The sequence below is a fragment of the Halomonas sp. OfavH-34-E genome (genome assembly GCF_024124525.1).
In the GTDB taxonomy this organism is placed as follows: Bacteria; Pseudomonadota; Gammaproteobacteria; order Pseudomonadales; family Halomonadaceae; genus Halomonas; species Halomonas litopenaei.
The window spans coordinates 171,004-193,561 of the sequence record NZ_JAMXRY010000001.1; the positions used below are offsets into that span (position 1 = coordinate 171,004).

Here is a 22,558-nt window from a genome sequence, read left to right on the forward strand (position 1 = left end):
GCAGGCCTTACAGCAGACCATGTAGCCTTTCGCCAGCGACCGCGGTCGGTCGCCCTCAGCGCCCGCCGGCGTCTCCGCCCCCATCGCTGCCGCCGCCATCCCCGATACCGACGTCACCCGGGTCACCCTTGGCCCCGGGGGGCGGATGGCCTTCCTGAGGGTCGCCCTTGACCCGATGCACGCCCTTCCACACGTCGCGCTGCCCCGAGCGTCGAATGTGTACATCGAGCTGGTCGAAGGCGATACGGATGCCATGCTCGGAGAACATGTCGCCGATGCGGCCGTTGAGCTCGTCGGTGGCCAGCAGTCGATCCCCCAGGGCATTCACGTAGATGCGCAGTTCGTACTCCATGGTGCTGGCGGTGTAGGCCATGAAGTAGATCTCGGGGGGCGGGTCGGACAGCACCCGCTCGTTCTCCTCGGCGGCCTGCTCGAGCAGGCGATGCACCAGGCTGCGATCGGCGTCGTGGCTGACCCCATACTTCAACGTCACCCGCGTCACACTGTCCGACAGTGACCAGTTGATCAGCTGGTCGGTGACGAAGGTCTTGTTGGGGATGATGATCTCCTTGCGATCGAAGTCGGTGACCGTGGTCGCGCGGATACGAATCCGGCTCACCGTACCGGTAAGGTTGCCCAGGGTAATGGTGTCGCCGATGCGTACAGGCCGCTCGAACAGGATGATCAGACCCGAGATGAAGTTGGCAAAGATCTCCTGAAGACCGAAACCGAGACCCACACCAAGAGCCGCTACCAGCCACTGCAACTTGGCCCATGACACCCCGAGTGCGCCCAGGGTCATCACCGTACCGGTGCCGACGATGGTGTAGGACAACAGCGAACTGATGGCGTAGGCGCTGCCCTGCTTGAGCTCCAGGCGCGACAGCACCATCACCTCGAGCAGACCCGGCAGGTTGCGCGCCAGCATCATGGTCACCCCGGCGATGAACAAGGCCACCAGCACGTCGCCGACACTCAGGTTGTCCTCCAGCGCCTCGCCACCCTCTCCGGTGGCGCCTTCCACCAGGGTGACGTTGTCGAGGTAGCCGATGACCCCGAGGAAATCGGTCCAGACCAGATACAGCAAGGCGGCGAAGCCGATGGTCAGCAGCAGCTTGGACAGCCTCAGCGACTGCTGGTTGACCTGCTCCATATCCAGCGGCGGCTCTTCGACGATATCGAGGCCACGGTCGTTGTCGTCCTGGGCCAGGGCTCGCCGGCGAGCCAGCGCACGACGATAGGCCAGGCGTCGGGCAGCCACCGCCAATCCGCGGACCACCGCTGCCTCGACCAGGATCCACACGCCCAGCAGGTACAACGAGATCACGAAGCGGCTGACCAGACTCAACGCCGAGTAGACGTAGCCATAAAGCACGGCACCACCCAGCACCACCGGCACCATCGCCAGCGCCAGCCCCAGCACCAGACGAAAGAGCTTCACCCCGAAGAAGGGGGTGTGGGCCATGATCAGCTTGCTGAGCGCCACGCTCATCCCAATCAGCCCCAGCAGCAACAGTCCGAGCCCCAGCGGGCGCTGGTTGAAGGTCACCGCAGCGTCCCTGGCAAGCGGCGCGATCAGCAGCACCGGCGCCATGCTGACGCCAAGCCACAAGAGCCACCAGCGCAGTTTGCCCACGTACTTGACCGGCCAGTGGAAATGACGTGTCGCCACGCCGTCGCTGACCAGCAGGCGACGCGACCAGGCGACCACGCCCCAGGCCAGTGAAAGCTGCAGTACCGAGTAGCCGACATCCGCTGCCACCTCGGAGCCACCGAGGGTCAACAGCAGGCCGAAGGCCACCAGGCACAGCGGTCCCGGTGCGGCCACCAGGGCGTTCAATGCCACCGCCTTGGGCGTATGCAGCTGAGAATCGTAGCGAAGTCGACCGATCTGGTCGTGCAGGGTGACCAGGCGACGCATGATCGCGCGCCTGAGCGCCAGCAGCAGCAACACCACCAGCAGTACCGGGACCGCTACCCAGGCACCAGGCCCCGGCCAGCGCCAGTTGTGAGGCAGGATCTGGCGCCACTCGCCTTCCCGCCACTCCATCATCAGGTTCTGGGGGATCTTCATCAGCCAGCCGAGATCGATGGGCCTGGCGTTAGCCACCCAGAACAGCTGTTCGTCGATGCTGGTGCGCAACTGCGCACTGATGTCGAGCAACTGCTGCTGGTTGAGCTGCATATCGATGGCAGCCGTGAGGATCTGACCGTAGGTGGGCTCTAGCTGGCTGATCAGCTCACGCCGAGAATTGAACAGCTGCACCAGCGGCTCCACCAGGGGCTCGGGCTCGTCCACCTCGGCCTGCGCCAACACCTCCCTTGCCAGTGCCTCCGGGGAGCGCAAGGCGTCGCGTTCGCTGTCGAGTTCGAACTGCGCCAGGCGTACATCGGCGATCTCGTCACGCAGGCCCGGCCGTGGCTGCACTTCGGGCAGCGATCCTCGCTGCTCACGCAGGATGCGCGACAACAGTACACTGCCGCGCACCGCCTCGATGTTCTGGGTCAGCCCCTGCTGCAGGCGACGCACCCGTTCGAGCTGGCGACGCACTTCGAGTCCGTCACGCACCAGATCGTTGGCTCGCGAGGTGGCGTTGAGCAAGTCCTTGGAGAGCTGACGGTTGGTGGTCTGGGCCGCCTGAATCACCGGATGCCGTGAGATGGCCTCTGGCTCATCGCGTACTGCCTCGGCGATGGCCCGCTCGGTCTGCTCGCGGCGCAGTCGATCGAGCCGACCCTGCAGCGCGGAGACCCAGGCCTCCTCGCTTGCCGCCTCCAGTTTCAACAGCGCGAGGCGCTGCTGCAGCACCTCACGCATACGTGTATTGGTATTGAGCTGACGCTGGTGCAGCTCGAGCTGAGCCTCGGCCAGAGCCTGGCGCGCCCGCGCCGCCACCCGCAAGGGGGCATCTTCCGGCACGTCACGACGATTGAGGTCTTCGAGCTTGACCCTCGCCTCATCCATCTCCCGATTGGCCTCGGTGATGGCCTGTTGCGCCCGCTCCGGCAGCGTCTGGGCCCCCAGCAACTGGCTCTGCACACTGGTCAGGGTATCCTGGGTCGACTGCAGCACTCGGGTGGCGTCGCTCAGGCGCTGCTCGACGGCCGGCATCTTCAGCCCCTCGAGCTCAGCTAGATTGTGCGACTCGCCTTCTTCACTCTGGCGCAGCGCTTCCTCAAGCGCCGCCAGCCGTTCGGGTGCCCCCTCGATACGCCGCTCTAGACTCTCCAGGTCACGCTCGACCTCGGCCAATTTCTCCACCGCATCGATCGCCTCTGACAGCGCATCGATCTCTTCCTGCGCCGTGGCGCTTGGCGGATCGCTGGCATTGGCGACGCGCTCGTCAAGGCGCGACTGCAGCTCTTGCTTGTCCGGCAGCCTCTTCTCGGGCGCTTCCTGGGCCACCACCGCAGATACCGACAGCAGAGACAGCAGCAACACCAGCAAGAGGGGGAGTATTCGGAACAACGAAGAAGGCGAGCTGGGCATCTTAAGAGAACTTCCTGTCGCAGCGTGGAGGAGGCGAGATTCTCAACCCAGTGTGTCAGTATGGCAATCCAGTGCAAGATTCTTCCACGAAGTTGACTCGCTGCGCCGCCATGGTAGAACAACGCCTCCACCTGTCGAATGGATTCACCCTATGACCCGCCCCGCCGTCCGTTCCTCCCTGTTCCCTTCCCTGCTGGCGCTTGCCATCAGTGGACAGGCCGTCGCCGACGGCGGCCTGACCGACGCCGAGCGCGCGGCCAAGGAGGCGCGTATCGAGGCCCTGAAGGCTGAGCTCGCCAAGCTGGAAAATGAACTCGACGATGACGAGGCCCAGCGCGAGGGTGCACAGGCCGTGGCCGTCAGTAGCGCCGGCACTTCATCGACGGTCAACGCCGAAGCCCCCGACACCACCGGTCTGCCCGCCTCCGAGGAGATCGTTGCACGTGCCTCGGGCAAGCCCATCGAGGAGACCGTCGAGGAGCGTCGTCAGCTGGAGCAGGAGTCCGAGAGCAACCCGTTCTCGATCACCACCCACCGGCGCAACTACATCCTGCCGATCAGCTACAACACCAACCCGAATTCCGGCGCCTTTCGTGCCGGTGAAGACGATGCTGACATGGACAACACCGAACTCAAGTTTCAGTTCAGTGCCAAGTTCAACATCGCCGAGGACGTGCTATTCGACAACGCAGACCTCTACTTCGCCTACACCCAGAAGAGCTGGTGGCAGGCCTACAACAGCGACGAGTCCTCGCCGTTTCGCGAGACCAACTACGAGCCTGAGTTCTTCATCGACTTCCAGAACGACACCAACCTGTGGGGCTGGACCAACGTCAACAACCGCATCTCGCTCAATCACCAGTCCAACGGCCGCTCGGACCCGCTGTCTCGCAGCTGGAACCGGGTCATCGGCACCACTTCCTGGATCAACGACGAGTGGGCGCTGGCAGTCTCGCCGTTCTGGCGCATCCCGGAAGACGATAGTGATGACGACAACCCCGACATCGAGGACTACGTGGGTTATGCCGACGTCACCGTGGCCCGGCAGATGTTCGACACCCACGAAGCCAGCCTGCTGATGCGCGGCAACCCCGACGAAGGCAACTACGGCACCCAACTCGACTACTCCTGGCCGCTGTTCGGCAAGGTGCGTGGCCACGTGCAGTACTACTATGGCTACGGCGAGAGCCTTATCGACTACGACGAGCGCGTCAATCGCCTGGGTATCGGCTTCAGCATGAACCCGCTGTTCTCGGCGGGCGGCTTCAATCCGTGATGCCGGCGGCGGCCAATTGTGCTTCTTTGCACGGTCGGCCGCCGGCCATTGCCGTGACTGCTATTCTGATGCGAGCATGAACGGGTAAAGATTCATTTTTGGTACCGTTAATCCACCTGCGTCAAAGGAAGACACGATGGCTACACGAAGCTCCAGCACCACCGCCAGCAAGTCCAACGCCAAGAGCGCGGCAAGCGACGCGGACACCAGCAGCTCCAGCGCCTCCACCGAGCAACTCAGGGACGACCTCAAGCAGCTGTCGAGCACCCTCGAAGACCTGCTGAGCGCCACCGCCGACGACTCCAGCGAGACCGTCAAGGAATGGCGCAGCAAGGCAGAGGCACGACTGAAGGATACCCGTGCTCGCCTCGAAGCCACTGGAGAGCGCGTCTACCGTCAGACCCGCGACAGCGTCACCGACCAGGTCGATGCCTGTGATCGCTACGTCCACGACAACCCCTGGAAGAGCATCGGCATCGGTGCTGCCGTCGGCTGCATCGTCGGTATGCTGATCGGGCGGCGCTGATGGCAGACAGCCAAGGACCGGCACAACGGCTATTCGGGGCGGGCAAGCGGGTCCTCTCGACCCTGATCGCCACCGGCGAGACGCGCCTGCGTCTCGCCGTTCTGGAACTCGAGGAAGAACGCGCTCGACTGGTAACCCTGGCCCTGTTGCTGGGGCTGAGCATGGTGCTGCTGATGCTCGGCATCGCCACCCTGACGGCCTTCGTCGTGGTGCTGTTCTGGAACTCCTTCCGGCTTACCGCCATCGCCGTATGCGCGGCGGTACTTCTGGCAGGAGGCGTGGGGCTGGCCCTGGCGGCGATGCGCCTGGCACGTCGTCGCACGCTGCTGGTCAGCACCTTGAAGCACCTGGCCCTGGATCGAGAGCTTGCCGAAGAATCGATGCGGCCGGACGTCGATGAGCCACATCGTCGATGAGCCGCCATCTTTCTGCCGACACGTCAGGGAGCAATGCCATGAGCCGCGATGACCGCCGTGCGAGCCCCTCTCGCGCCGAGCGCAAGGCCGAACTCGAGGCCACCATCGAACAGCAGCGGCTGGACATCCTGCTGGCCTCGCGCCGTTTCCATCTTGCCGGAGAGCGCATCGACGCCGGCTGGCAGGCCCTCAGTCGCTATCGCACGCCGGCCCTGCTTGCCGCCGGCACGGCGCTGATTCCCGTGCTGCGCCACCCCGGCCGACTGGCTCGCTGGGGTCGCAAGCTGGTGGTGACCGGTCTCGCCATCCAGCGCGTCAGGCGCCTGGTCAAGCGCTGACAGGACACCGCCCCCTCACTATCCGGCCCTACAGCACCCAGCCCCTCTGCGCCCAACCTTCAGCGCCCAGAACTTCAATCAAGAAAGGTTGTTGTTGCAGCGACTACCAAGACCGTATACAAAACAACGTCAATATCCCCTGGCGAACAACGCCATTCACTGCACAAAGCTGTGCTAAAGTCGTTGTTCTAGTTCATCAAATTCACGGGGCGAATTGCGATGCGGATGTTGTCGCTTTACAGCATCAAGGGGGGCGTGGGCAAGACGGCGTCGGCGGTCAATCTAGCCTGCGAAGCCGCCGCCTGTGGCCACAGGGTGCTGCTGTGGGACCTGGATCCCCAGGCGGCAACGACGTTCTATCTGAAGATCAAGCCCAAGATCCGCGGTGGCGTCGAGAAGCTGGTGAAAGGCAAGGCGGCCTTCAACAAGGTCATCCGCTCGACCAACGTGGATGGCCTTGATGTGCTGCCGGCCTCGCTGGACTCCCGCGAGATGGACCAGCTGCTCGAGCATCATGGCTCCAGTCATCTGCGTCAGATCCTCGGCAAGGTACGCGACGAGTACGATCTGGTCATCCTGGACTGCCCACCGACGCTGTCCCACATGTCCGAGAACATGTTCACCAGCGTCGACGCCCTGCTGGTGCCGGTGGTGCCTTCCACCCTTTCGCTACGCACCCTGGAGCAACTCGAGACCTTCCTCGACGACCAGGATCTGGTCTGCCCGCTGTGGCCCTTCATCACCCTGGCCGATCGGCGCCGCACCATGCATCGCGAGGTGATGGAAAGCTTCGGCAAGCGCTGGCCGCTGCGGCTGTCCAGCGTCATCCCGGCGGCCAGTGCGGTCGAGCGCATGGGGCTTGAGCGCGCCCCAGTACGCCACTTTGCCCCCTATACCCCAGCGTGCCGCGCCTACACCAGCCTGTGGAAGGAGATCGAACAGCGCCTGGCCTGATTGAACGGCCCGAGGCTTGTTCTCGGGCGCGCCCTCAGGGCCGCCCTGGGTCTTTTTCAGCGCTATTGCGGAGCCTTCATCAGTGTCACGGCCTCATTGATCCTGGCCTCGAGACGCTCCAGGCGCGGCTTGCGACATAGCGCCTGCACCCGTTTGAGGTTCTGCTCTGTCTGCGCCTCGTGATGCGCATGCAGCAGCATGAAACCGCGCAGGTGGCGAGGCGCGGTGGCCCTGGGTGAGGCCTGCTCGAGTGCTGCCTCCAGACGATCCAGGGTTTCTTCTTCGGTGTGCAAGAGCGCCGCCGTGGTCAGCACGTCGCCCCTCACCAGGTCGTCGTGGAGATCGCCAAAGGCATCCTGAAAGGTCTTCAGCTCTTCCTCGAGCTCGGCGAAGACCTCGCCCTGTTCCCGCCAGGGACGCAGCAGATAGCGCAGTCGCTTGCCGGTGATACGCGGCCGGTGCAGCGTCTCTTCTTCCTCGCGCCCTTTTACCGCTGCGAGCTCCTCAAGCCAGCCCTCACCAAGCCGGGCCAGCACCTGGGCCGAGGCGTCACCAAACCGAGGCTCCTTGCCGGCCTTGTTGCTGCCTTTTTTCTTGTCCTTGTTCTTGTCCTTCTTCTTGCTGTCCTTGTCTTTGCCCTTGTCCTTGAGAGCGGCCTTGCCGGCAGCCTCGCGCAGGCGGGTGTCGAGCAGCGGAAACCCCGCCACACTGGCGTCGATGGAGGCGTACTCCTGTTCCACCTGAGCCGCCAGGCGTTCCCGCCACCAGCCGATGGCACCCCGCTCCGGCGCTCCCGTCGACTCGGCCACGCTATCGAGCCAGGCCAGCATCACCTCACCGTCGCGAGCGTCGTTGGTGGCTCGCGCCAGCGCCGTCAACTGGCGCAACAGCGCCTTGTCGATCGCAAACCCCGGCTGATCGCCAAACTCCTTGATGGTGCTGCGCAGGCGCCTCAAGGCCACCCGAAAGTCGTGCAGCCCTTCGCTGTCCTCGGGGTCCTGGATGCGCGGATAGGCCTGACGAGCGTCATCGAGCATCTCAAGGATGACGGCTTCAAGCACCGTCCCCAGCCGCCGTTGTCCCAGCGCCTTGGCCATACACTCTCTCCTGAACAAGAAATAGATGATGCATTCAAGCGTAGCGCAGAAACTCAGCGATCCGACAGTCCGCCGGCCAGGCGCATCAGGCGTACCGCCTCGGCGCGATAGCCGTAGCGGTCCTTGCCCTTGCTGGCCTCTGCCAGCGCGATAGCCTCATCCCAACCCCAGTCGCCCAGGTAGCGATCGTCACCCAGCAGCTGGCCGAAGCCTGCGATGACGGCGGCGAAGGACGCCTCGCTGTCGGCTGTCGTCACGCCTGGCGAGATCGGCGTCTCGATCAGGCGGCTTTGCGACTCCCCCGGCACCTTGTAGCGCAGCGCCACATGCCCCAGCTCGTCATGCTGGCCCCCCGTCACTTGCTGTCCCTGCTGATAGCGAGATGGCCGGGTCAGGGCAGCGCTCGAGCCCACCGGAGCAATCTCGTAGAGCGCCGTCACCTGATGACCCGCGCCGATATCGCCGGCATCGACGCGGTCGTTGCGGAAGTCTTCTCGCCTGAGCGCGCGGGTCTCGTAGCCGATCAAGCGGTACTCCTGCACCCGCGCCGGATTGAATTCGACCTGCACCTTGACGTCGTTGGCGATGGGCTCGAGCGACGCCGCCAGTTGGTCCACCAGCACCTTCTGCGCCTCGGCCAGACTGTCGATATAGGCGGCCTGACCATTGCCATGCTGGGCCAGCGACTGCATCACGGCGTCGTCGAGATTACCTCGGCCAAAGCCCAGCACCGACAGATACACGCCGCCCTCACGCCGGCCGGCGATAAATCGCTCTAGCGCCTCGGGATCACTCAGGCCAAGATTGAAATCGCCGTCGGTGGCCAGCAGCACCCGGGTCGTCTCGTCCTCGCCGTTCATCTGCCCCGCCAGCCGATAGGCCTGGCTCAGGCCGGCTTCGCCGGCGGTACCACCGCTGGGCGCCAGGCTCTCGAGCGCTTGCATGATCTCCTCTGTGTTCGATGCCGCAGTCGGTGCCAGTGCCACCCCGGCGCTGCCGGCGTAGGTGACGATGGCGACCTCGTCGTCGTCATTCAGCTCACCCAGCAACAGCGACATGGAGCGCTTGAGCAAGGGCAGCTTGTCTGGCGAGCGCATCGAGCCGGAGGTGTCGATCAGCAGCACCAGGTTGACCGGCGAGCGGGGCCCAGGCGTGGCCGCCCTGCCCTGCAGCGCCACCCGCACCAGCTGACGCTCGGGATTCCACGGCGAGGCAAAGACGTCGACCATCGGGCGAAACGCCTCGGCGTCCGGCTGGGGGTAGTCGTAGCCGAAGTAGTTGATCATCTCCTCGATGCGCACCGCCTGGGGCGGCGGCAACTGCCCCTGCATCAGCGAAGAACGCACCACCGCGTAGCTTGCCGTGTCCACGTCCACCGAGAAGGTCGACACCGGCGTCTCGGCGGTCACCCTGACACTCGAGGCGTCGAACTCGGGATAGGCTTCCGAGGAGGCGGTGGGCATCTGGACCGAAGGTTCCGGGCTCGGCAAGGGCGCTATCCGTGCGACCTCCTGACTCGGCATCAGGCCGCGCATCTCCATCGATGTCGAAGGAGAGAGCGACGTCGATGGTGAAGAAGAGAGCGCGGGAGATCGCGACACAGAGAGCCTGGGAGCCTCGGCCAACTGAGTGACCTGCCCAGCAGACTTGCTTTCCGTCTCGACAGCCGTCACGACGGCCGTATCAAGGGGCATGTCACCGGCCATCTGGTCTGCCACCGGTCCTGTCTTGCTCGCCACAATCGCCAGACGTTCGCTCTCATTCGCTTCAGGGGCAGACTCGGGCTTGCCGGCAGTTCGAGGTGGCGAGACGGCCATCTCGGCATCCTGGCTCGGCTCGGGCCCTGTCATGGCGTCGAAGTCCTGGCCCTGGGGCCACAGCAGGTAAAGCCCCAGTGACAGCGCCGCCAGCGAGGCGGCGGCAGCCACTGATGGTCGACGATGCAATGGGCGACGGTGTGACGGGCTGTGGCTAAGCGATCGGTTCATGCTGGCATCCCTCCGGGGTGAACGCGGCCGCGACCTGATGTCATCGCGACCTTCCCCCGAGAGACGTGGCTCGGCGTTGGACTCTTGGTCGGCGGCCTGACGTTGATCGAACCGGTCAAGCGCCGCCTTTAGATGCCCGGACTTCACCTCCGCCTCCGGCGCGGGTGCCGATGACAAGGCCCGTTCGAGGCGCTTCAGCTCATCACTCATCTTTCCTCCTCCGCCTGGGCCAGCGCGCTCAATTGTCGTTTCACCTCGCTCATGCGCCAGGCCACGGTACCTTCTGAAACCTCCAGCACCTCGGCCACCTGCGCCTGGGTCATGCCTTCGCCCAGGGACAGCGCCACGGTGTCACGCAGGTCAGTCGATAGCGTCGCCATCGCCCTGGCGAGCCAGCGCTGTTCATCGTCGCGCTGTCGATTGCGCTGGTGTCGGCCACGCTCCCAGGCCTCCCAGCCCTCGGCAGCCTTGCGCCGCGTGGCTTGCTGCCGGCGACGATCGTGGGCGGCGTTGACCGCGACCCGATAGAGCCAGGTGGTAAAGGCGGCGCGCCCATCGAAGCGGATTAGCTTGTCGGGCAACGCAAGACAGATGTCCTGGGTCAGATCCTCGGCCTCGGCGCGGCTGCCAGTCAGCCGCCAGGCCAGCGCATAAAGCCGGTCGTAGTGGCGAGACAGCAGGCACGCAAAGGCCTCACGCTCGCCTCCGGCGGCGCCCTTCACCAGTTCTACATCCGTTGGCGCCCGGGTTTCGGGCTCTTGAATCGACAAGTGGCCGCTCCTCGCGGTCGGGCTCTCGGAAATACACATCAGCCCACAGGGGGGCATCTACATGTAAAGACGTCGCTGGTAGCCGATTCCTTGGGCGGCTGAGAAAAAAAGTGGCGAACAGGCATCGCTTGAACAGGAAGCCTCCACGTCTGCAAACGGTAGTAGCACAAAAAGAGGCGGCCCGTAGGCCGCCTCCCCCGCGATTTACCACCTGGGCTTGCGCTCAGGTCCAGGACGCCAGGTACCGCGGCGTCCTGGCTTTGCTGCCTTGCGCTCCTCAGGAGGGCAGCGTACCGGCGCTCTTGTGGCGCCAGCGTTGCACGCCCCAGATCGCCGCGCCCAGTCCCAGGCCGATCAAGTCGGTGACGAGGCCACCGGAGATCATCGCCAGGGCGGCTGCCCCAAGCACCACACGCTGGAGCAGATTCGCCGGAGCCGCCAGGAAATAGCCCTGAAGCGCCGCCGCCAGCAGATAGATGCCGATACCGGCGGTGATCGCCACCCTCAGGATCGCCCACCAGGTCCCCTGCATCAGAAGCTCGGGGCTGTAGAAGAACATGAAGGGCACGATGAACGCCGCCAGGCCGAACTTGAACGAAGTGGCCGCGGTCTTCAGCGCATTGGTGTTGGAGATCGCCGCCGCCGCGTAGCCGGCCAGCGCCACTGGTGGCGTGATCGCGGACAGAACCGCGTAGTAGAACACGAAGAAGTGTGACACCAGCGGCGAGATACCGATCTGCTGAAGCCCCGGCGCCACCACCGACGCCGCCACCGCGTAGGCCGCCGTGGTCGGCATGCCCATGCCAAGCAGAATCGAGATGCACATGGCGAAGAACAGCGCCAGGAAGTGGCTGGTGTCGGCCAGCCCCAGCAGCATGGAGGCAAAGCGCGCACCGACGCCGGTCAGCGAGATCACGCCGACGATGATGCCGGCACAGGCGCACACTGCGATCAAGGGCACCGACATTCGGGCCCCCAGTTCCAGCGCCCGCAGCAAGGCCTTGGGCCCCATCCAGTGCGGCGTCAGCCAGGACACCACGGCGGCGCTGGCCATCGCCAGGGTACCGGCACGGATCACCGAATAGCCCATGAACAGGGTGGTGATCAGGATGATGATCGGCAGGAACAGATAGACCCGCTTGAGCATCTCGGTGACCAGCGGCAACTGGTCCTTGGGCAGACCCTGCATGCCGTCGCGTCGGGCTTCCAGGTCCACCATCAGATAGATGGCGAGGAAGTACAGCGCCGCCGGAATCAGCGCGGCGAAGGCGATCTCGGTATAGGGGATGCCGGTGATCTCGGCCATGATAAAGGCGCCGGCGCCCATGATCGGTGGCACGATCTGGCCACCGGTGGAGGCTGCCGCTTCGATGCCGCCCGCGCTGAGCGGATGGTAGCCCACCCGCTTCATCAACGGGATGGTCAGCGAGCCGGTGGCCACCACATTGCCCGCCGAGGTGCCGTTGATCATGCCCATCAGCCCCGAGGCGAATACCGCCACCTTGGCCGGGCCACCGCGCGAACGCCCGGCCACGGCGAAGGCGAAGTTGACGAAGTAGTCCCCGACCTTGGAGGCCTGCAGAAAGGCGGCGAAGGTGATGAACAGGATGATGTAGGTGGACGACACCGCGGTGGTCGGCCCCAGCACCCCGCTGTCGGTGTACAGGTAGGTGAAGAAGCGCTTGGCCGTGTAGCCGTCATGTTCGAGGATGCCCGGCAGGTAGGGCCCGGCAAAGGCGTAGAGCAGGAAGACACTGGTGATGGCGATCAGCGCCAGACCGGCGATACGCCGGGTCAGCTCCATGATCAACAGCACCCCACTGGCCGAGACCAGCAGCTCAGGCGTGCCCACCAGCGGAGTGCCCGCCGCCATGCGCCAGCGTCCCAGTACGAAGATCAGAAAGGCCGCCACCACCAGCGCCGATACCATCAGCGCCAGATCCGGCCAGTGAATGCGATCACCACGACTGGGAAAGCACCAGCTCGATACCACCCCCGCCACGCTGGCGATCGCCAGCGCCACCGCCAGATGCAGCGGCAGCCAGTTGGTCACCGCCACACCAGGGCCTTCACTCAGCCCCCACAGGGCCAGCGCGCAGGCACCCGCGTAGCCACTGGCGAGTGCCGTGATCAGCGCAGCGAGACGTTCGAGTCCTGCTGGCCTTGAGCCCTTGCCGGCCCCGCCTTCAGGGTCCACCGACATCGCTGCGGTGATGGCGAAGCCGACCATCAGTCCACCGGCGATGTGCAGAATGCGAAAGGTCCAGGTCTCGATCGGCGCGATATTCAGCGCGTAGAGGTGCATCGCGGTAAACAGCACGCAGCCGAGCATCACTGTCCTGCCGACCAGCCCGCCGAGGACGCGCTCGTTGTGGGCACGGGGCAGCTCGTCGGCGCCATCCGCCACCACCGTCTGAAGCGGAGCCACCTCGTCGGCGGGCTCCGGTTGTCTTGTCGTTGTCATCTCGCTGTACCTCAGGTCACGAGGGCCGAGGCCCTGGCGGACCCCGGCTCACGAGCTTCAAGGGCCGACCGTCTCAGACGGCCGGCGCCATAGCACTTCAGCCTTCCAGATCGTCCGGGATGTCGTAGCCGTTCTCCTCGAACCAGCGCACGGCGCCCGGATGCCAGGGCATGAAGCTGTTCTGGGAGAAGTTTTCCGGCAGCGTCTCCTTGGCCGAGCCATGGACCTTGAGCATGCGCTCATGCTCTTCCATCACGGCCTTGGTGACCTCGTAGACCAGTCCCTCCGGCATGTCCTTGTGGGTGATGGCGAAGTTCCAGATCGACACCGCCGGTGTCGGCTCGTCCAGCGACTGATAGGCGCTGGCCGGGATCGACGAGGCGCTGAGTGCCGGGAAGTCCTCGAGGAACTGCTCACTCTCCTCCGGCGAGAACGAGAAGATGTTGACGTCGGCCTGGGCTTCCAGCTGACTGAACGCCGATACCGGAATCCCCGAGGCGAAGGCGAACGCATCGAGCAGGCCATCCTGGACCTGACCGGCCTGGTCGGCAGCGCCGCCGTTGCGGGTATCTGCCTCGATCCCGAGCTTGTCGAAGATCTGCGGGAAATACAGATCGCCGGTACCACCGGCCGGCCCGATACCGACGGTCTTGCCGTCGAGGTCATCGATGGAGTCGATGCCCGAGTCCTCGAGCGCGATCACCTGCAGCGCCGTCTGGTACATCGGGAAGACTGCGCGCACGTCGGTGTGCTCGACCCCCGGAGCCAGCTTGCTGTTGCCCTGCCAGGCCTGGTAGGCCGGTCCCATGGTGACCATGCCGAACTCGTGCTCGCCCATCTGCACCATGGTGACGTTCTGTACCGGGCCACCGGTGACCTCGGCGCCGAACGAGATGCCGGTGCGCTCACCGACCAGGTTGCCCCAGCCGCTGCCGTAGATGTAGTAGGTAGCGCCCTGGCTACCGGTGCCGATGGTGACACTCTGGGGCCAGTCACTCTGGTCGTCGGCGGCCATGCTCGGACTCGCCGCCACCGCGGCGATCACTGCACTGAAAAGAAGGGTTTGGGATTTCATGGCGTTGCTCCTTGGCGTTGTGATTGTTACTGCCAAGCCTCTCGATGGGCTCGTGGAGCGGGGAGTCTCTGCTCGAAAGCCGAGCCTCCCCGAATCCCGCGTCGGTGTTTCGGCATCGATGCCATCCGACGGGGACAAGGTCATCGCCTCCTGCCCGCAGGGGGCAGGAAACGACGGGGATCTCAGACTCAGCCCTGGGCCTCGATGTCGGCGCAGATGGCCGCCGTCACGTCGCGGGTCATGGCGTCGCCGCCCAGGTCCTTGGTCTGCATGCCGGACTCGGTCAGGCGCTCGATGGCTGCCATCAGGCGCTCGGCGGCGGTGTTCTCGCCGAGGTATTCGAGCATCATCGCCGCGGTCCAGAACGAGCCCACCGGATTGGCGATCCCCTGGCCCGCGATATCGAAGGCAGAGCCATGGATCGGCTCGAACATGGAGGGGAAGCTGCGCTCGGGGTTGAGGTTGGCGGTAGGCGCAATACCCAGGCTGCCGGAAAGCGCTGCCGCAAGATCCGAGAGGATGTCGGCGTGCAGGTTGGTGGCGACCACCACATCCAGGGTCTCGGGCTTGAGCACCATGCGGGTGGTCACCGCATCGACCAGCTCACGATCGATCTCGACCTCGGGGAAGTCCTTGGCCACCTCGAAGAACACCTCGTCCCACAGCACCATGCCGTGACGCTGGGCATTGGACTTGGTCACCAGGGTCAGCTTCTTGCGCGGGCGGCTCTGGGCCATCTCGAAGGCAAAGCGATGGATCCGCTCGATGCCCTTGCGCGAGAAGATGGAAAGCTCGGTGCCGATCTCGTCGGGCAGCCCCTGGTGCACGCGCCCGCCGTTGCCGGAGTACTCACCCTCGCTGTTCTCGCGGATGATCACCCAGTCGATCTTGTCGGCGCCCTCGAGACGACTCTTCACGCCCGGCAGCACCCGCGCCGGGCGCACATTGGCGTACTGATCGAAGCCCTGGCAGATGGCCAGGCGCAGATCCCACAGCGACACGTGGTCGGGCACGTCCTGGCTGCCCACGGCGCCAAAGTAGATGGCGTCGAACTTCGCGAGCTTCGCGAGGCCACCCTCGGGGATGTACTCGCCCTGTTCCAGATAGCGCTTCGAGCTCCAGTCGAAGTCCTCGAATTCGAAGTTGAAGTCGCCGCTCTTCTTGGCCAGCGCCTCGATGACCTGCTTGCCTGCCTCGATGACCTCAAGGCCGATACCGTCACCGGGAATCACCGCCACCTTATGCGTTCTCATCTGCTGTCACCTCACTGAAGATTCTGTAAACCGGAGGTCTTGCCGGGTTCACGAAGGCTAGGTGACAGGGACAATTGGCGGCAATAGACTGGCGGTTGAAGCTACCATGACGCCTGGGTTAACCATGAAATCGCTTGCCGACCTCGAATTCTTTGTCATCCTGTGTGAAGCGGGCAGCCTGTCGCGCACCGCAAAGGATCTCGACATCACCCCGGCTGCTGCCAGCAAGCGCTTGGCAAATCTGGAAAAATCCCTGGACACCCAGCTTTTTTACCGCACCCCGAGAGCCATGAGTCTGACCCCGGACGGGGTCGTCATGTTGCGCTACGCGAAGCGCATGCTGGCCGACATGGAAGCGCTTCACCATGCACTAAAGGTGAACGCCGACGAAGCCTCGGGACAGATAAGAATCAACGCCCCCTTCGGATTCGGTCGACGTCATATTGCTCCTTTCGTCGCATCTTTCGTCGAACAATTCCCCGATATCGACTGTCAGCTTCACCTCTCGGATCACCCGCTTAATCTGGTGGCAAATGCCTTCGATATCGGTATCCGATTCGGCACCCTTCCCGACTCGGGACTGCATGCCAGAAAGATCGCCTCCCACCGACGTCTGCTTTGTGCATCACCCGAATATCTGAAGAACCACGGGCATCCCGACACCCCGGAAGCATTGAGCGAACACAACTGCATCGTGCTCAGACAGAACGAGGACACCTACGGCAACTGGCGCTTCACCCGGGGAGAGCGTCACCATCAGGTCAAGGTCCGTGGCAACCTGTCGGCCAACGACGGCGAGAGCGTGCTGACCTGGGCCATTCGCGGCCACGGCATCGCCGTGCGCGCCGAGTGGGACGTGCACGAACATCTGGAGCAGGGACGCCTGGTACGGGTGCTGCCGGACTACCAGCTACCCAACGCCGACATCTACGCGGTCTACCCCTACGCCGATCACCTGCCGATCCGCATCCGCCGCTTTATCGACCATCTGGTCAGCGAGATGGAGGCCTTGCCGTCGCACGAGTAGGCAGGGGGGGACGAAGCGTCTACACCGACTGGCCGCAGGCCACGGCCGACGCCCAGGCCCACTGGAAGTTGTAGCCGCCGAGTTCGCCGGTGACATCGAGCACCTCGCCGATAAAGCGAAGCTGGGGCAGGCCCTGGACTTCGAAGGTCTTCGACGAGATGGCGTCGACGCAGACGCCGCCCATGGTCACCTCGGCGGTGCGCCAGCCTTCGGTGCCGGAGGGCTTGATGCGAAAGCGGTTGAGGAAGTCCGCCCAGGCCGCAAGGCTTGCGTTGGAGCGCTCGGCGAGTACGCCGTCATCGCCCTGCCACTCCACCAGGGACTGCGCCACGCGCTTGGGGTAGTGCTCGGACAGCCAGGTGGACAGGCGACGCTTGGGGGTATCGCGGCGGGCCTGACACAGCGCCTCGAAGGCGTCCTTGCCGGGCATCAGGTCGATCTCGAGGTCGTCGCCGGGCTGCCAGTAGCTGGAGATCTGCAGCATGGCGGGACCGGACAGCCCACGGTGGGTAAACAGCAAGGGTTCACGATACTCGCCCCCGCGACAGCGGGCGACGACGTCGGTGGACACCCCGGCAAGCGCCGCCGCCCGCTCCTTCCACTGCGAAGTGAGGGTAAAGGGCACTAGCGCCGCCCGGGTATCGGTGACCTCCAGGCCGAACTGACGGGCGATATCGTAGCCAAAGCCGGTGGCGCCCATGCTGGGGATCGACAGCCCACCGGTGGCGACGACCACTGCACCGGCATCGATGCGCCCGGCGGAGGTGGCCAGGCGCATGCCCTCGCCCTGGCGTTCGATGCGCTCGACACTGGTCTTCAGGCGTAGCTCGACGCCGGCCCAGTCGCATTCGGTCAGCAGCACCTGGAGCAGGTCCTTGGCGGAGTCGGCGCAGAACAACTGTCCCGGCGCCTTCTCGACGTACTCGAGGCCGTGGCGTTCGACCAGCTCGACGAAGTGCTCCGGGCGATAGCGCTTGAGCGCCGAGATGCAGAAGTGGGGATTGGCGGAGAAGAAGTTGGCCGGGGTCGTCGCCATATTGGTGAAGTTGCAGCGCCCGCCGCCGGACATCAGGATCTTCTTGCCCGGCTTGTTGGCGTGATCGATCACCAGCACCGAGCGTCCGGCGTAGCCCGCCGTCAGCGCACACATCAGACCGGCGGCTCCGGCACCAATCACTACCACGTCAACCTTCATGGATCATTCCCCTCACCGCCCGTTGTTCGCATCACGCCCTGGCGCCCTCGTCGGCCGCGCCTCACCCTGGGCTGGTCGCCATGTGCAAGCGCGCTGCCGAAACCCTTGGCGCAACAAAAGCCCGCCATACTAGCAGAGCCGTCCACTCGATTCGCCCTGAAACACCGTGGCATGCAACGGCCTGTTGTTACTCGGCGAACGACTTGCGAAAAGATTGTGCAACCCGCACCTTGCTCAAGCCAGCGAGGCCATGTCTCAGGCATGCTGTCGCTATCCTCGGACACTTGTGTACGACCATCGTATCCGATCGTTTACGCTGTGCGTCGGCCACGCCTCGAGCGCCGTCCACCGTAGAATGCCCAACGCAGGAAGCTTGCCATGCCGTCAGTTCGTTGCCCCAGGACCCTATCGCATCGCACGTCGAGACCAGGGAGGATGGGGGTTCGCCTGGCCCTGGCTCTGGTGTTGGCCCCGGTGCTGGCGGGTGTGGTGTCGCCCAGCCTGGCGCAGCAGCGCGGTGCCGGCACCCAGGGGCCTCCCCCCACCCCGGTGATCGCCGCCGAGGTGACCCAGGAGGCCTGGTCCGATCCGCTGGAGTCGCTGGGGACGCTGTCGGCCAACGAGAGCGTGACCCTGTCGGCCACGGTGACCGACACCGTCTCGGCGCTCAACTTCGAGGGCGGGGAAGAGGTCAGCCAAGGCGATGTGCTGGTGGAGCTGTCCGACATCGAGGAACGCGCCGCCCTGCGCGAGGCCCAGGCACTGCGCACCGAGCGACAAAACGCGGTCAATCGCTTCGCCCAACTCGAAAGCCGCAATCTGGCGCCCCGCGCCGACGTCGAGGACAGTCGTGCCCAGCTTCAGCAGGTGGACGCGACCATCGCCGGGCTCGAGGCGATGCTCGAGAACTACCGGGTCAAGGCGCCCTTCGACGGCGTGGTCGGGGTACGCGATATCAGCGTCGGCACCCTGGTCACCCCGGGCACCGAGCTGACCACCCTGGACGACGTCTCCCACATGAAGCTCGACTTCGACGTGCCGGAGGTCCAGCTCGGTTCGCTGTCACGGGGGCTCACGCTTACCGCCACCACCGCGGCCTACCCGGACCGGGTGTTCGAGGGCGAGATCGCCACCATCGACTCGCGCATCGACCCGATCAGCCGCAGCATCTCGGTGCGTGCCCTGCTCGACAACGAAGAAAGGCTGCTGCGTCCCGGCATGCTGATGCGGGTGACCATCGCCAGAAGCCCGCGTCAGGCGCTGGTGATTCCCGAGTCCGCGCTGGTCCCGGAAGGCCAGCGCCAGCGGGTCTGGGTACTGACCACGCGTGAGCCGACGTCGACCGAGGCCGGAGAGGTGGTCCGCCGGGATATCGAGGTGGGCTCGCGGCGCGAAGGCGACGTGGAAGTCGTCAAGGGGCTCGAGGCCGGCGAGCTGGTGGTCACCCACGGCAATGACCGCCTGCATGAAGCCTCCCGGATCACGCTGATCGGCATCGAGGACGAGACCACCAGCGTCAGCGACATCCTGCTCGAGCAGCGCCAGGGAGACGACACCTGATGCGCCTGTCCGACGTTTCCGTCCAGCGCCCGGTGCTGGCCACCGTGCTCGCCGCCCTGATCGTCGCCTTCGGCCTGCTGGCGCTGACCCGTCTGCCGCTGCAGGAATACCCGACCATAGATCCGCCCATCGTCAGCATCCGCACCGCTTACCCCGGGGCGTCCGCCGACGTGGTCGAGACCCGTATCACCCAGGTACTCGAAGAGCGCATCGCCGGCATCGCCGGCATCGAGGTGATCTCCTCCACCTCCACCGACGGCAGCTCCAATATCAACGTCGAGTTCAGCCTGTCCACCGACATCGACGCCGCCGCCAATGACATGCGCGACCGTATTTCCGGCGCCGCCGACAATCTGCCGGACGAAGCCGACCCGCCGGAGGTGCGCAAGGAGGACACCAGCTCCGAGGTGGTGATGTGGCTGATGCTGTCCGGTGAGGGCTATACCACGGCGGAGCTGACCGACTACGCCGAGCGCTACCTGGTGGACAGCTTCTCGGTGCAGGAAGGCGTTTCCGGGGTGTTCGTCGGCGGCGCCAAGGAATACGCCATGCGGGTGTGGCTCGACAATGACGCCCTGGCCGCCCGTGGGCTGACCGTCAGCGACGTGGAGTCCGCGCTCAGGGCTGAAAACGTCGAGCTACCCGGCGGCGCGGTGGAGTCACAGGATCGTCAGTTCATGGTGCGCCTGCCACGAAGCTTCTCGACCCCGGAGGACTTCCGCGCCCTGGTGCTCGATCGCGGCGACGGCGGCTATCTGGTGCGGCTGGCCGACGTGGCCCGGGTGGAACTCGGCACCGTGGAGGAGCGCTCGCTGTTTCGCGGCAACGGCCAGACGGTGGTGGGCCTTGGCATGGTCAAGCAGTCCACCGCCAACGTCATGGCGCTGTCCAAGGCGGTGCGCGCCGAAATGCAACGGCTGTCCCCTCGCCTGCCGGACGGCATGAGCCTGTCACTCAACTACGACGCCTCCACCTTCGTCTCCGGCGCCATTCGCGAGGTGGTCAGCACCCTGTTGATCGCCATCGGCCTGGTGGTGGTGGCGATCTTCGTGTTCCTCGGTAACCTGCGCACCACCCTGGTGCCGGCGGTCACCGTGCCGGTCACCCTGATCGGCACCTTCGCCGCCCTGGCGGCCATGGGCTTCACCATCAACCTGCTGACCCTGCTGGCGCTGGTGCTGGCCATCGGCCTGGTGGTGGACGACGCCATCGTGGTGCTAGAAAACATCCATCGACGCATGCACCTGTACGGCGAGACGCCGCTGGTGGCGGCCTTCCGCGGTGCCCGCCAGCTGGCCTTTGCGGTTATCGCCACCAGCCTTGTGCTGATCGCGGTGTTCGTGCCCCTGAGCTTTATCCAGGGCGACGTCGGCAAGCTGTTCACCGAGTTTGCCCTGACCCTGTCGGCGGCGGTGGCCATCTCCACCCTGCTGGCGCTGACCCTGACCCCGATGATGGCCTCCAAGATCCTGTCGCCAAGCCTTCACGAGGGGCGCCTGGCCCACTGGGTCGACGAGGGGCTGAACTGGGCCCAGGGGGTCTACCGGGCTTGCCTGGAGGTCGTGCTCAAGGCGCGCTGGCTGGTGGTAGCCTGCTTTGTGGCGATGCTGGCCGGGATCGCCTGGCTGTATCCTCAACTGCCGGCCGAGTACACCCCGCGGGAAGACCGCGGCACCTTCTTCGTCATCATCAGCGGCCCGCCCGGCGCCACCTTCTCCTATATGGAGGACTACATGGACGAGGTCGAGGCGCGGCTGTTGCCCCTGCGCGAGACCGGCGAGGTCGAACGGGTGCTGATCATCGCGCCCCAGGGGCGCGGCAACACCGAGAACTTCAACTCCGGTTTCGCCATCGTCGGCCTGTCGGACTGGGCCGAGCGCCGGCCCGCCTGGCCGATCATGAACGAGGTGCGCCAGTCACTGGCCGACCTGCCCGGCATCCGTGCCTTCCCGGTGATGCGCCAGGGCTTCGGCGGCGGCACCGAACAGGGCGTGCAGTTCGTGCTTGGCGGGGGCAGCTACGAGCAGCTGGTGACCTGGCGCGACGCCCTGATGGACCATATTCGCCAGACCAATCCGAGACTGTTGAACCTCGAGAGCGACTACGAGGAAAACCAGCCCCAGCTCAACGTCAATATCGACTACACCCGCGCCGCGGATCTCGGCGTCACCGTCAGCGAGATCGGCCGCACCCTGGAGACACTGCTGGGTGGCCGCACCGTGACCCGCTTCACCGACCAGGGCGAAGAATACGACGTCATCCTCGAAGGCGAGCGCGGCTCCACCCCCACGCCGAGTTCCCTGGACAACGTGCGGGTGCGCTCGGACCGCACCGGTGAGCTGATCCCGCTGTCTAGCCTGGTCACCGTCGAGGCCTTCGCCGGTCCCAGCCAGCTCAACCGCTACAACCGCCTGCGCGCGATCACCCTGCAGGCCGACCTTGCCGACGGCTACTCCATGGGCGAAGCGCTGGACTACCTCGAGAACGCCGTCAGTGAGGTGCTGCCGGCGGGCGTGCAGACCGACGTCAAGGGCGCGGCCCGGGACTATCGCGAGTCCACCGGCGCCACCACCTTCCTGCTGGTACTCGGCACCCTGGTGGTCTTCCTGGTGCTGGCGGCCCAGTTCGAGAGCTTCGTCCATCCGCTGGTGATCATGCTGACGGTACCCCTGGCCATCGGCGGGGCCCTGCTCGGCCTGTGGCTGACCGGTCAGTCGCTGAATATCTATAGCCAGGTGGGCCTGGTCATGCTGGTGGGGCTCGCCGCCAAGAACGGCATTCTGATCGTCGAGTTCGCCAACCAGCTCAGGGACGAAGGCACCGAGTTCCGCGAGGCGCTGATGCGTGCAGCCATGACCCGCCTGCGTCCCATCGTGATGACCTCGGTCACCACCATCGCCGGCAGCGTGCCCTTGATCCTGTCCAGCGGCGCCGGCGCCGAGACGCGCATCGTCATCGGCACCGTGATCTTCACCGGCGTCGCCGCCGCCACCTTCTTTACGCTGTTCGTGGTACCGGTGGCCTACGATCTGATGGCCCGGCGCACCGGCTCGCCCGGCGACGTGGCGCGCAAGCTGGAGCGAGAGATGGAACAGTCGCCGGACGCCCACTGAACCGTTGTCCTGGAAA

16 protein-coding genes are annotated in these 22,558 nt (G+C 65.2%); 8 read left to right on the forward strand and 8 right to left on the reverse strand.

What is annotated here, in order from left to right; genetic code table 11:
* Positions 1–55: 55 nt before the first annotated feature.
* Entirely contained in the window at positions 56–3,490 is a 3,435-nt protein-coding gene (mscK, locus tag NH448_RS00805) for a mechanosensitive channel MscK (protein WP_253028339.1), read from the reverse strand.
* Between the two features lie 151 nt (positions 3,491–3,641).
* Here mscK and NH448_RS00810 point away from each other — a divergent pair, with 151 nt between their 5' ends.
* The 5 genes from NH448_RS00810 to NH448_RS00830 all read left to right on the forward strand — a co-directional run bounded on the left by NH448_RS00810 (position 3,642) and on the right by NH448_RS00830 (position 7,000).
* A complete protein-coding gene (locus NH448_RS00810) occupies positions 3,642–4,766 on the forward strand; it encodes a phospholipase A (RefSeq protein ID WP_045993308.1) in 1,125 nt (374 codons plus the stop codon).
* Between the two features lie 136 nt (positions 4,767–4,902).
* Positions 4,903–5,292, forward strand: a complete 390-nt coding sequence (locus NH448_RS00815; RefSeq protein WP_045993309.1) for a YqjD family protein — start codon at positions 4,903–4,905, stop codon at positions 5,290–5,292.
* A complete protein-coding gene (locus NH448_RS00820; protein ID WP_045993310.1) occupies positions 5,292–5,708 on the forward strand; it encodes a phage holin family protein in 417 nt (138 codons plus the stop codon). Before NH448_RS00815 ends, NH448_RS00820 begins: the two co-directional genes overlap by 1 nt.
* A 38-nt stretch (positions 5,709–5,746) precedes the next feature.
* Positions 5,747–6,046, forward strand: a complete 300-nt coding sequence (locus NH448_RS00825) for a YqjK-like family protein (protein WP_045993311.1) — start codon at positions 5,747–5,749, stop codon at positions 6,044–6,046.
* 219 nt (positions 6,047–6,265) lie between these two features.
* Positions 6,266–7,000 carry a ParA family protein gene (locus tag NH448_RS00830; protein WP_045993312.1) on the forward strand — a complete coding sequence of 245 codons (735 nt, stop codon included), beginning with the start codon at positions 6,266–6,268 and terminating at the stop codon, positions 6,998–7,000.
* A gap of 62 nt (positions 7,001–7,062) precedes the next feature.
* On the opposite strand, the gene NH448_RS00835 is transcribed toward NH448_RS00830, so the two are convergent.
* The 6 genes from NH448_RS00835 to NH448_RS00860 all read right to left on the reverse strand — a co-directional run bounded on the left by NH448_RS00835 (position 7,063) and on the right by NH448_RS00860 (position 15,647).
* Positions 7,063–8,097, reverse strand: coding sequence for a CHAD domain-containing protein (locus NH448_RS00835; RefSeq protein WP_052704386.1), 1,035 nt, complete (start codon positions 8,095–8,097; stop codon positions 7,063–7,065).
* 53 nt (positions 8,098–8,150) lie between these two features.
* A complete protein-coding gene (locus NH448_RS00840) occupies positions 8,151–10,295 on the reverse strand; it encodes a VWA domain-containing protein (protein ID WP_045993313.1) in 2,145 nt (714 codons plus the stop codon).
* Positions 10,292–10,855 (reverse strand): RNA polymerase sigma factor, encoded by a 564-nt coding sequence (locus tag NH448_RS00845; RefSeq protein WP_197037111.1) that lies wholly within the window; start codon positions 10,853–10,855, stop codon positions 10,292–10,294. Before NH448_RS00845 ends, NH448_RS00840 begins: the two co-directional genes overlap by 4 nt.
* A 277-nt stretch (positions 10,856–11,132) precedes the next feature.
* Complete coding sequence (locus NH448_RS00850) at positions 11,133–13,187, reverse strand: TRAP transporter fused permease subunit (protein ID WP_157033064.1); 2,055 nt, start codon at positions 13,185–13,187, stop codon at positions 11,133–11,135.
* Between the two features lie 229 nt (positions 13,188–13,416).
* Entirely contained in the window at positions 13,417–14,394 is a 978-nt protein-coding gene (locus tag NH448_RS00855) for a TAXI family TRAP transporter solute-binding subunit (protein WP_045993315.1), read from the reverse strand.
* A 188-nt stretch (positions 14,395–14,582) separates the two neighbouring features.
* Positions 14,583–15,647: a tartrate dehydrogenase gene (locus NH448_RS00860; RefSeq protein WP_045993316.1), complete on the reverse strand. Its 1,065-nt coding sequence runs from the start codon at positions 15,645–15,647 to the stop codon at positions 14,583–14,585.
* Between the two features lie 124 nt (positions 15,648–15,771).
* On the opposite strand from NH448_RS00860, the gene NH448_RS00865 reads away from it, so the two are divergent.
* Entirely contained in the window at positions 15,772–16,674 is a 903-nt protein-coding gene (locus tag NH448_RS00865; protein WP_045993317.1) for a LysR family transcriptional regulator, read from the forward strand.
* A gap of 19 nt (positions 16,675–16,693) precedes the next feature.
* Here NH448_RS00865 and NH448_RS00870 read toward each other — a convergent pair whose 3' ends face one another.
* Positions 16,694–17,869 (reverse strand): NAD(P)/FAD-dependent oxidoreductase, encoded by a 1,176-nt coding sequence (locus NH448_RS00870; RefSeq protein ID WP_045993318.1) that lies wholly within the window; start codon positions 17,867–17,869, stop codon positions 16,694–16,696.
* A gap of 435 nt (positions 17,870–18,304) precedes the next feature.
* Here NH448_RS00870 and NH448_RS00875 point away from each other — a divergent pair, with 435 nt between their 5' ends.
* A complete protein-coding gene (locus NH448_RS00875; protein WP_045993319.1) occupies positions 18,305–19,429 on the forward strand; it encodes an efflux RND transporter periplasmic adaptor subunit in 1,125 nt (374 codons plus the stop codon).
* A complete protein-coding gene (locus NH448_RS00880) occupies positions 19,429–22,542 on the forward strand; it encodes an efflux RND transporter permease subunit (RefSeq protein ID WP_045993320.1) in 3,114 nt (1,037 codons plus the stop codon). The genes NH448_RS00875 and NH448_RS00880 overlap by 1 nt, the downstream gene beginning before the upstream one ends.
* Positions 22,543–22,558 lie beyond the last annotated feature (16 nt).

Excerpts from the sequence above, each read along its gene's own strand:
- mscK (WP_253028339.1), bottom strand. The coding sequence starts at position 3,490 with ATGCCCAGCTCGCCTTCTTCGTTGTTCCGAATACTCCCCCTCTTGCTG.
- NH448_RS00810 (WP_045993308.1), top strand. The coding sequence starts at position 3,642 with ATGACCCGCCCCGCCGTCCGTTCCTCCCTGTTCCCTTCCCTGCTGGCG.
- NH448_RS00815 (WP_045993309.1), top strand. The coding sequence starts at position 4,903 with ATGGCTACACGAAGCTCCAGCACCACCGCCAGCAAGTCCAACGCCAAG.
- NH448_RS00820 (WP_045993310.1), top strand. The coding sequence starts at position 5,292 with ATGGCAGACAGCCAAGGACCGGCACAACGGCTATTCGGGGCGGGCAAG.
- NH448_RS00825 (WP_045993311.1), top strand. The coding sequence starts at position 5,747 with ATGAGCCGCGATGACCGCCGTGCGAGCCCCTCTCGCGCCGAGCGCAAG.
- NH448_RS00830 (WP_045993312.1), top strand. The coding sequence starts at position 6,266 with ATGCGGATGTTGTCGCTTTACAGCATCAAGGGGGGCGTGGGCAAGACG.
- NH448_RS00835 (WP_052704386.1), bottom strand. The coding sequence starts at position 8,097 with ATGGCCAAGGCGCTGGGACAACGGCGGCTGGGGACGGTGCTTGAAGCC.
- NH448_RS00840 (WP_045993313.1), bottom strand. The coding sequence starts at position 10,295 with ATGAGTGATGAGCTGAAGCGCCTCGAACGGGCCTTGTCATCGGCACCC.
- NH448_RS00850 (WP_157033064.1), bottom strand. The coding sequence starts at position 13,187 with ATGCTCGGCTGCGTGCTGTTTACCGCGATGCACCTCTACGCGCTGAAT.
- NH448_RS00855 (WP_045993315.1), bottom strand. The coding sequence starts at position 14,394 with ATGAAATCCCAAACCCTTCTTTTCAGTGCAGTGATCGCCGCGGTGGCG.
- NH448_RS00860 (WP_045993316.1), bottom strand. The coding sequence starts at position 15,647 with ATGAGAACGCATAAGGTGGCGGTGATTCCCGGTGACGGTATCGGCCTT.
- NH448_RS00865 (WP_045993317.1), top strand. The coding sequence starts at position 15,772 with ATGAAATCGCTTGCCGACCTCGAATTCTTTGTCATCCTGTGTGAAGCG.
- NH448_RS00870 (WP_045993318.1), bottom strand. The coding sequence starts at position 17,869 with ATGAAGGTTGACGTGGTAGTGATTGGTGCCGGAGCCGCCGGTCTGATG.
- NH448_RS00875 (WP_045993319.1), top strand. The coding sequence starts at position 18,305 with ATGGGGGTTCGCCTGGCCCTGGCTCTGGTGTTGGCCCCGGTGCTGGCG.
- NH448_RS00880 (WP_045993320.1), top strand. The coding sequence starts at position 19,429 with ATGCGCCTGTCCGACGTTTCCGTCCAGCGCCCGGTGCTGGCCACCGTG.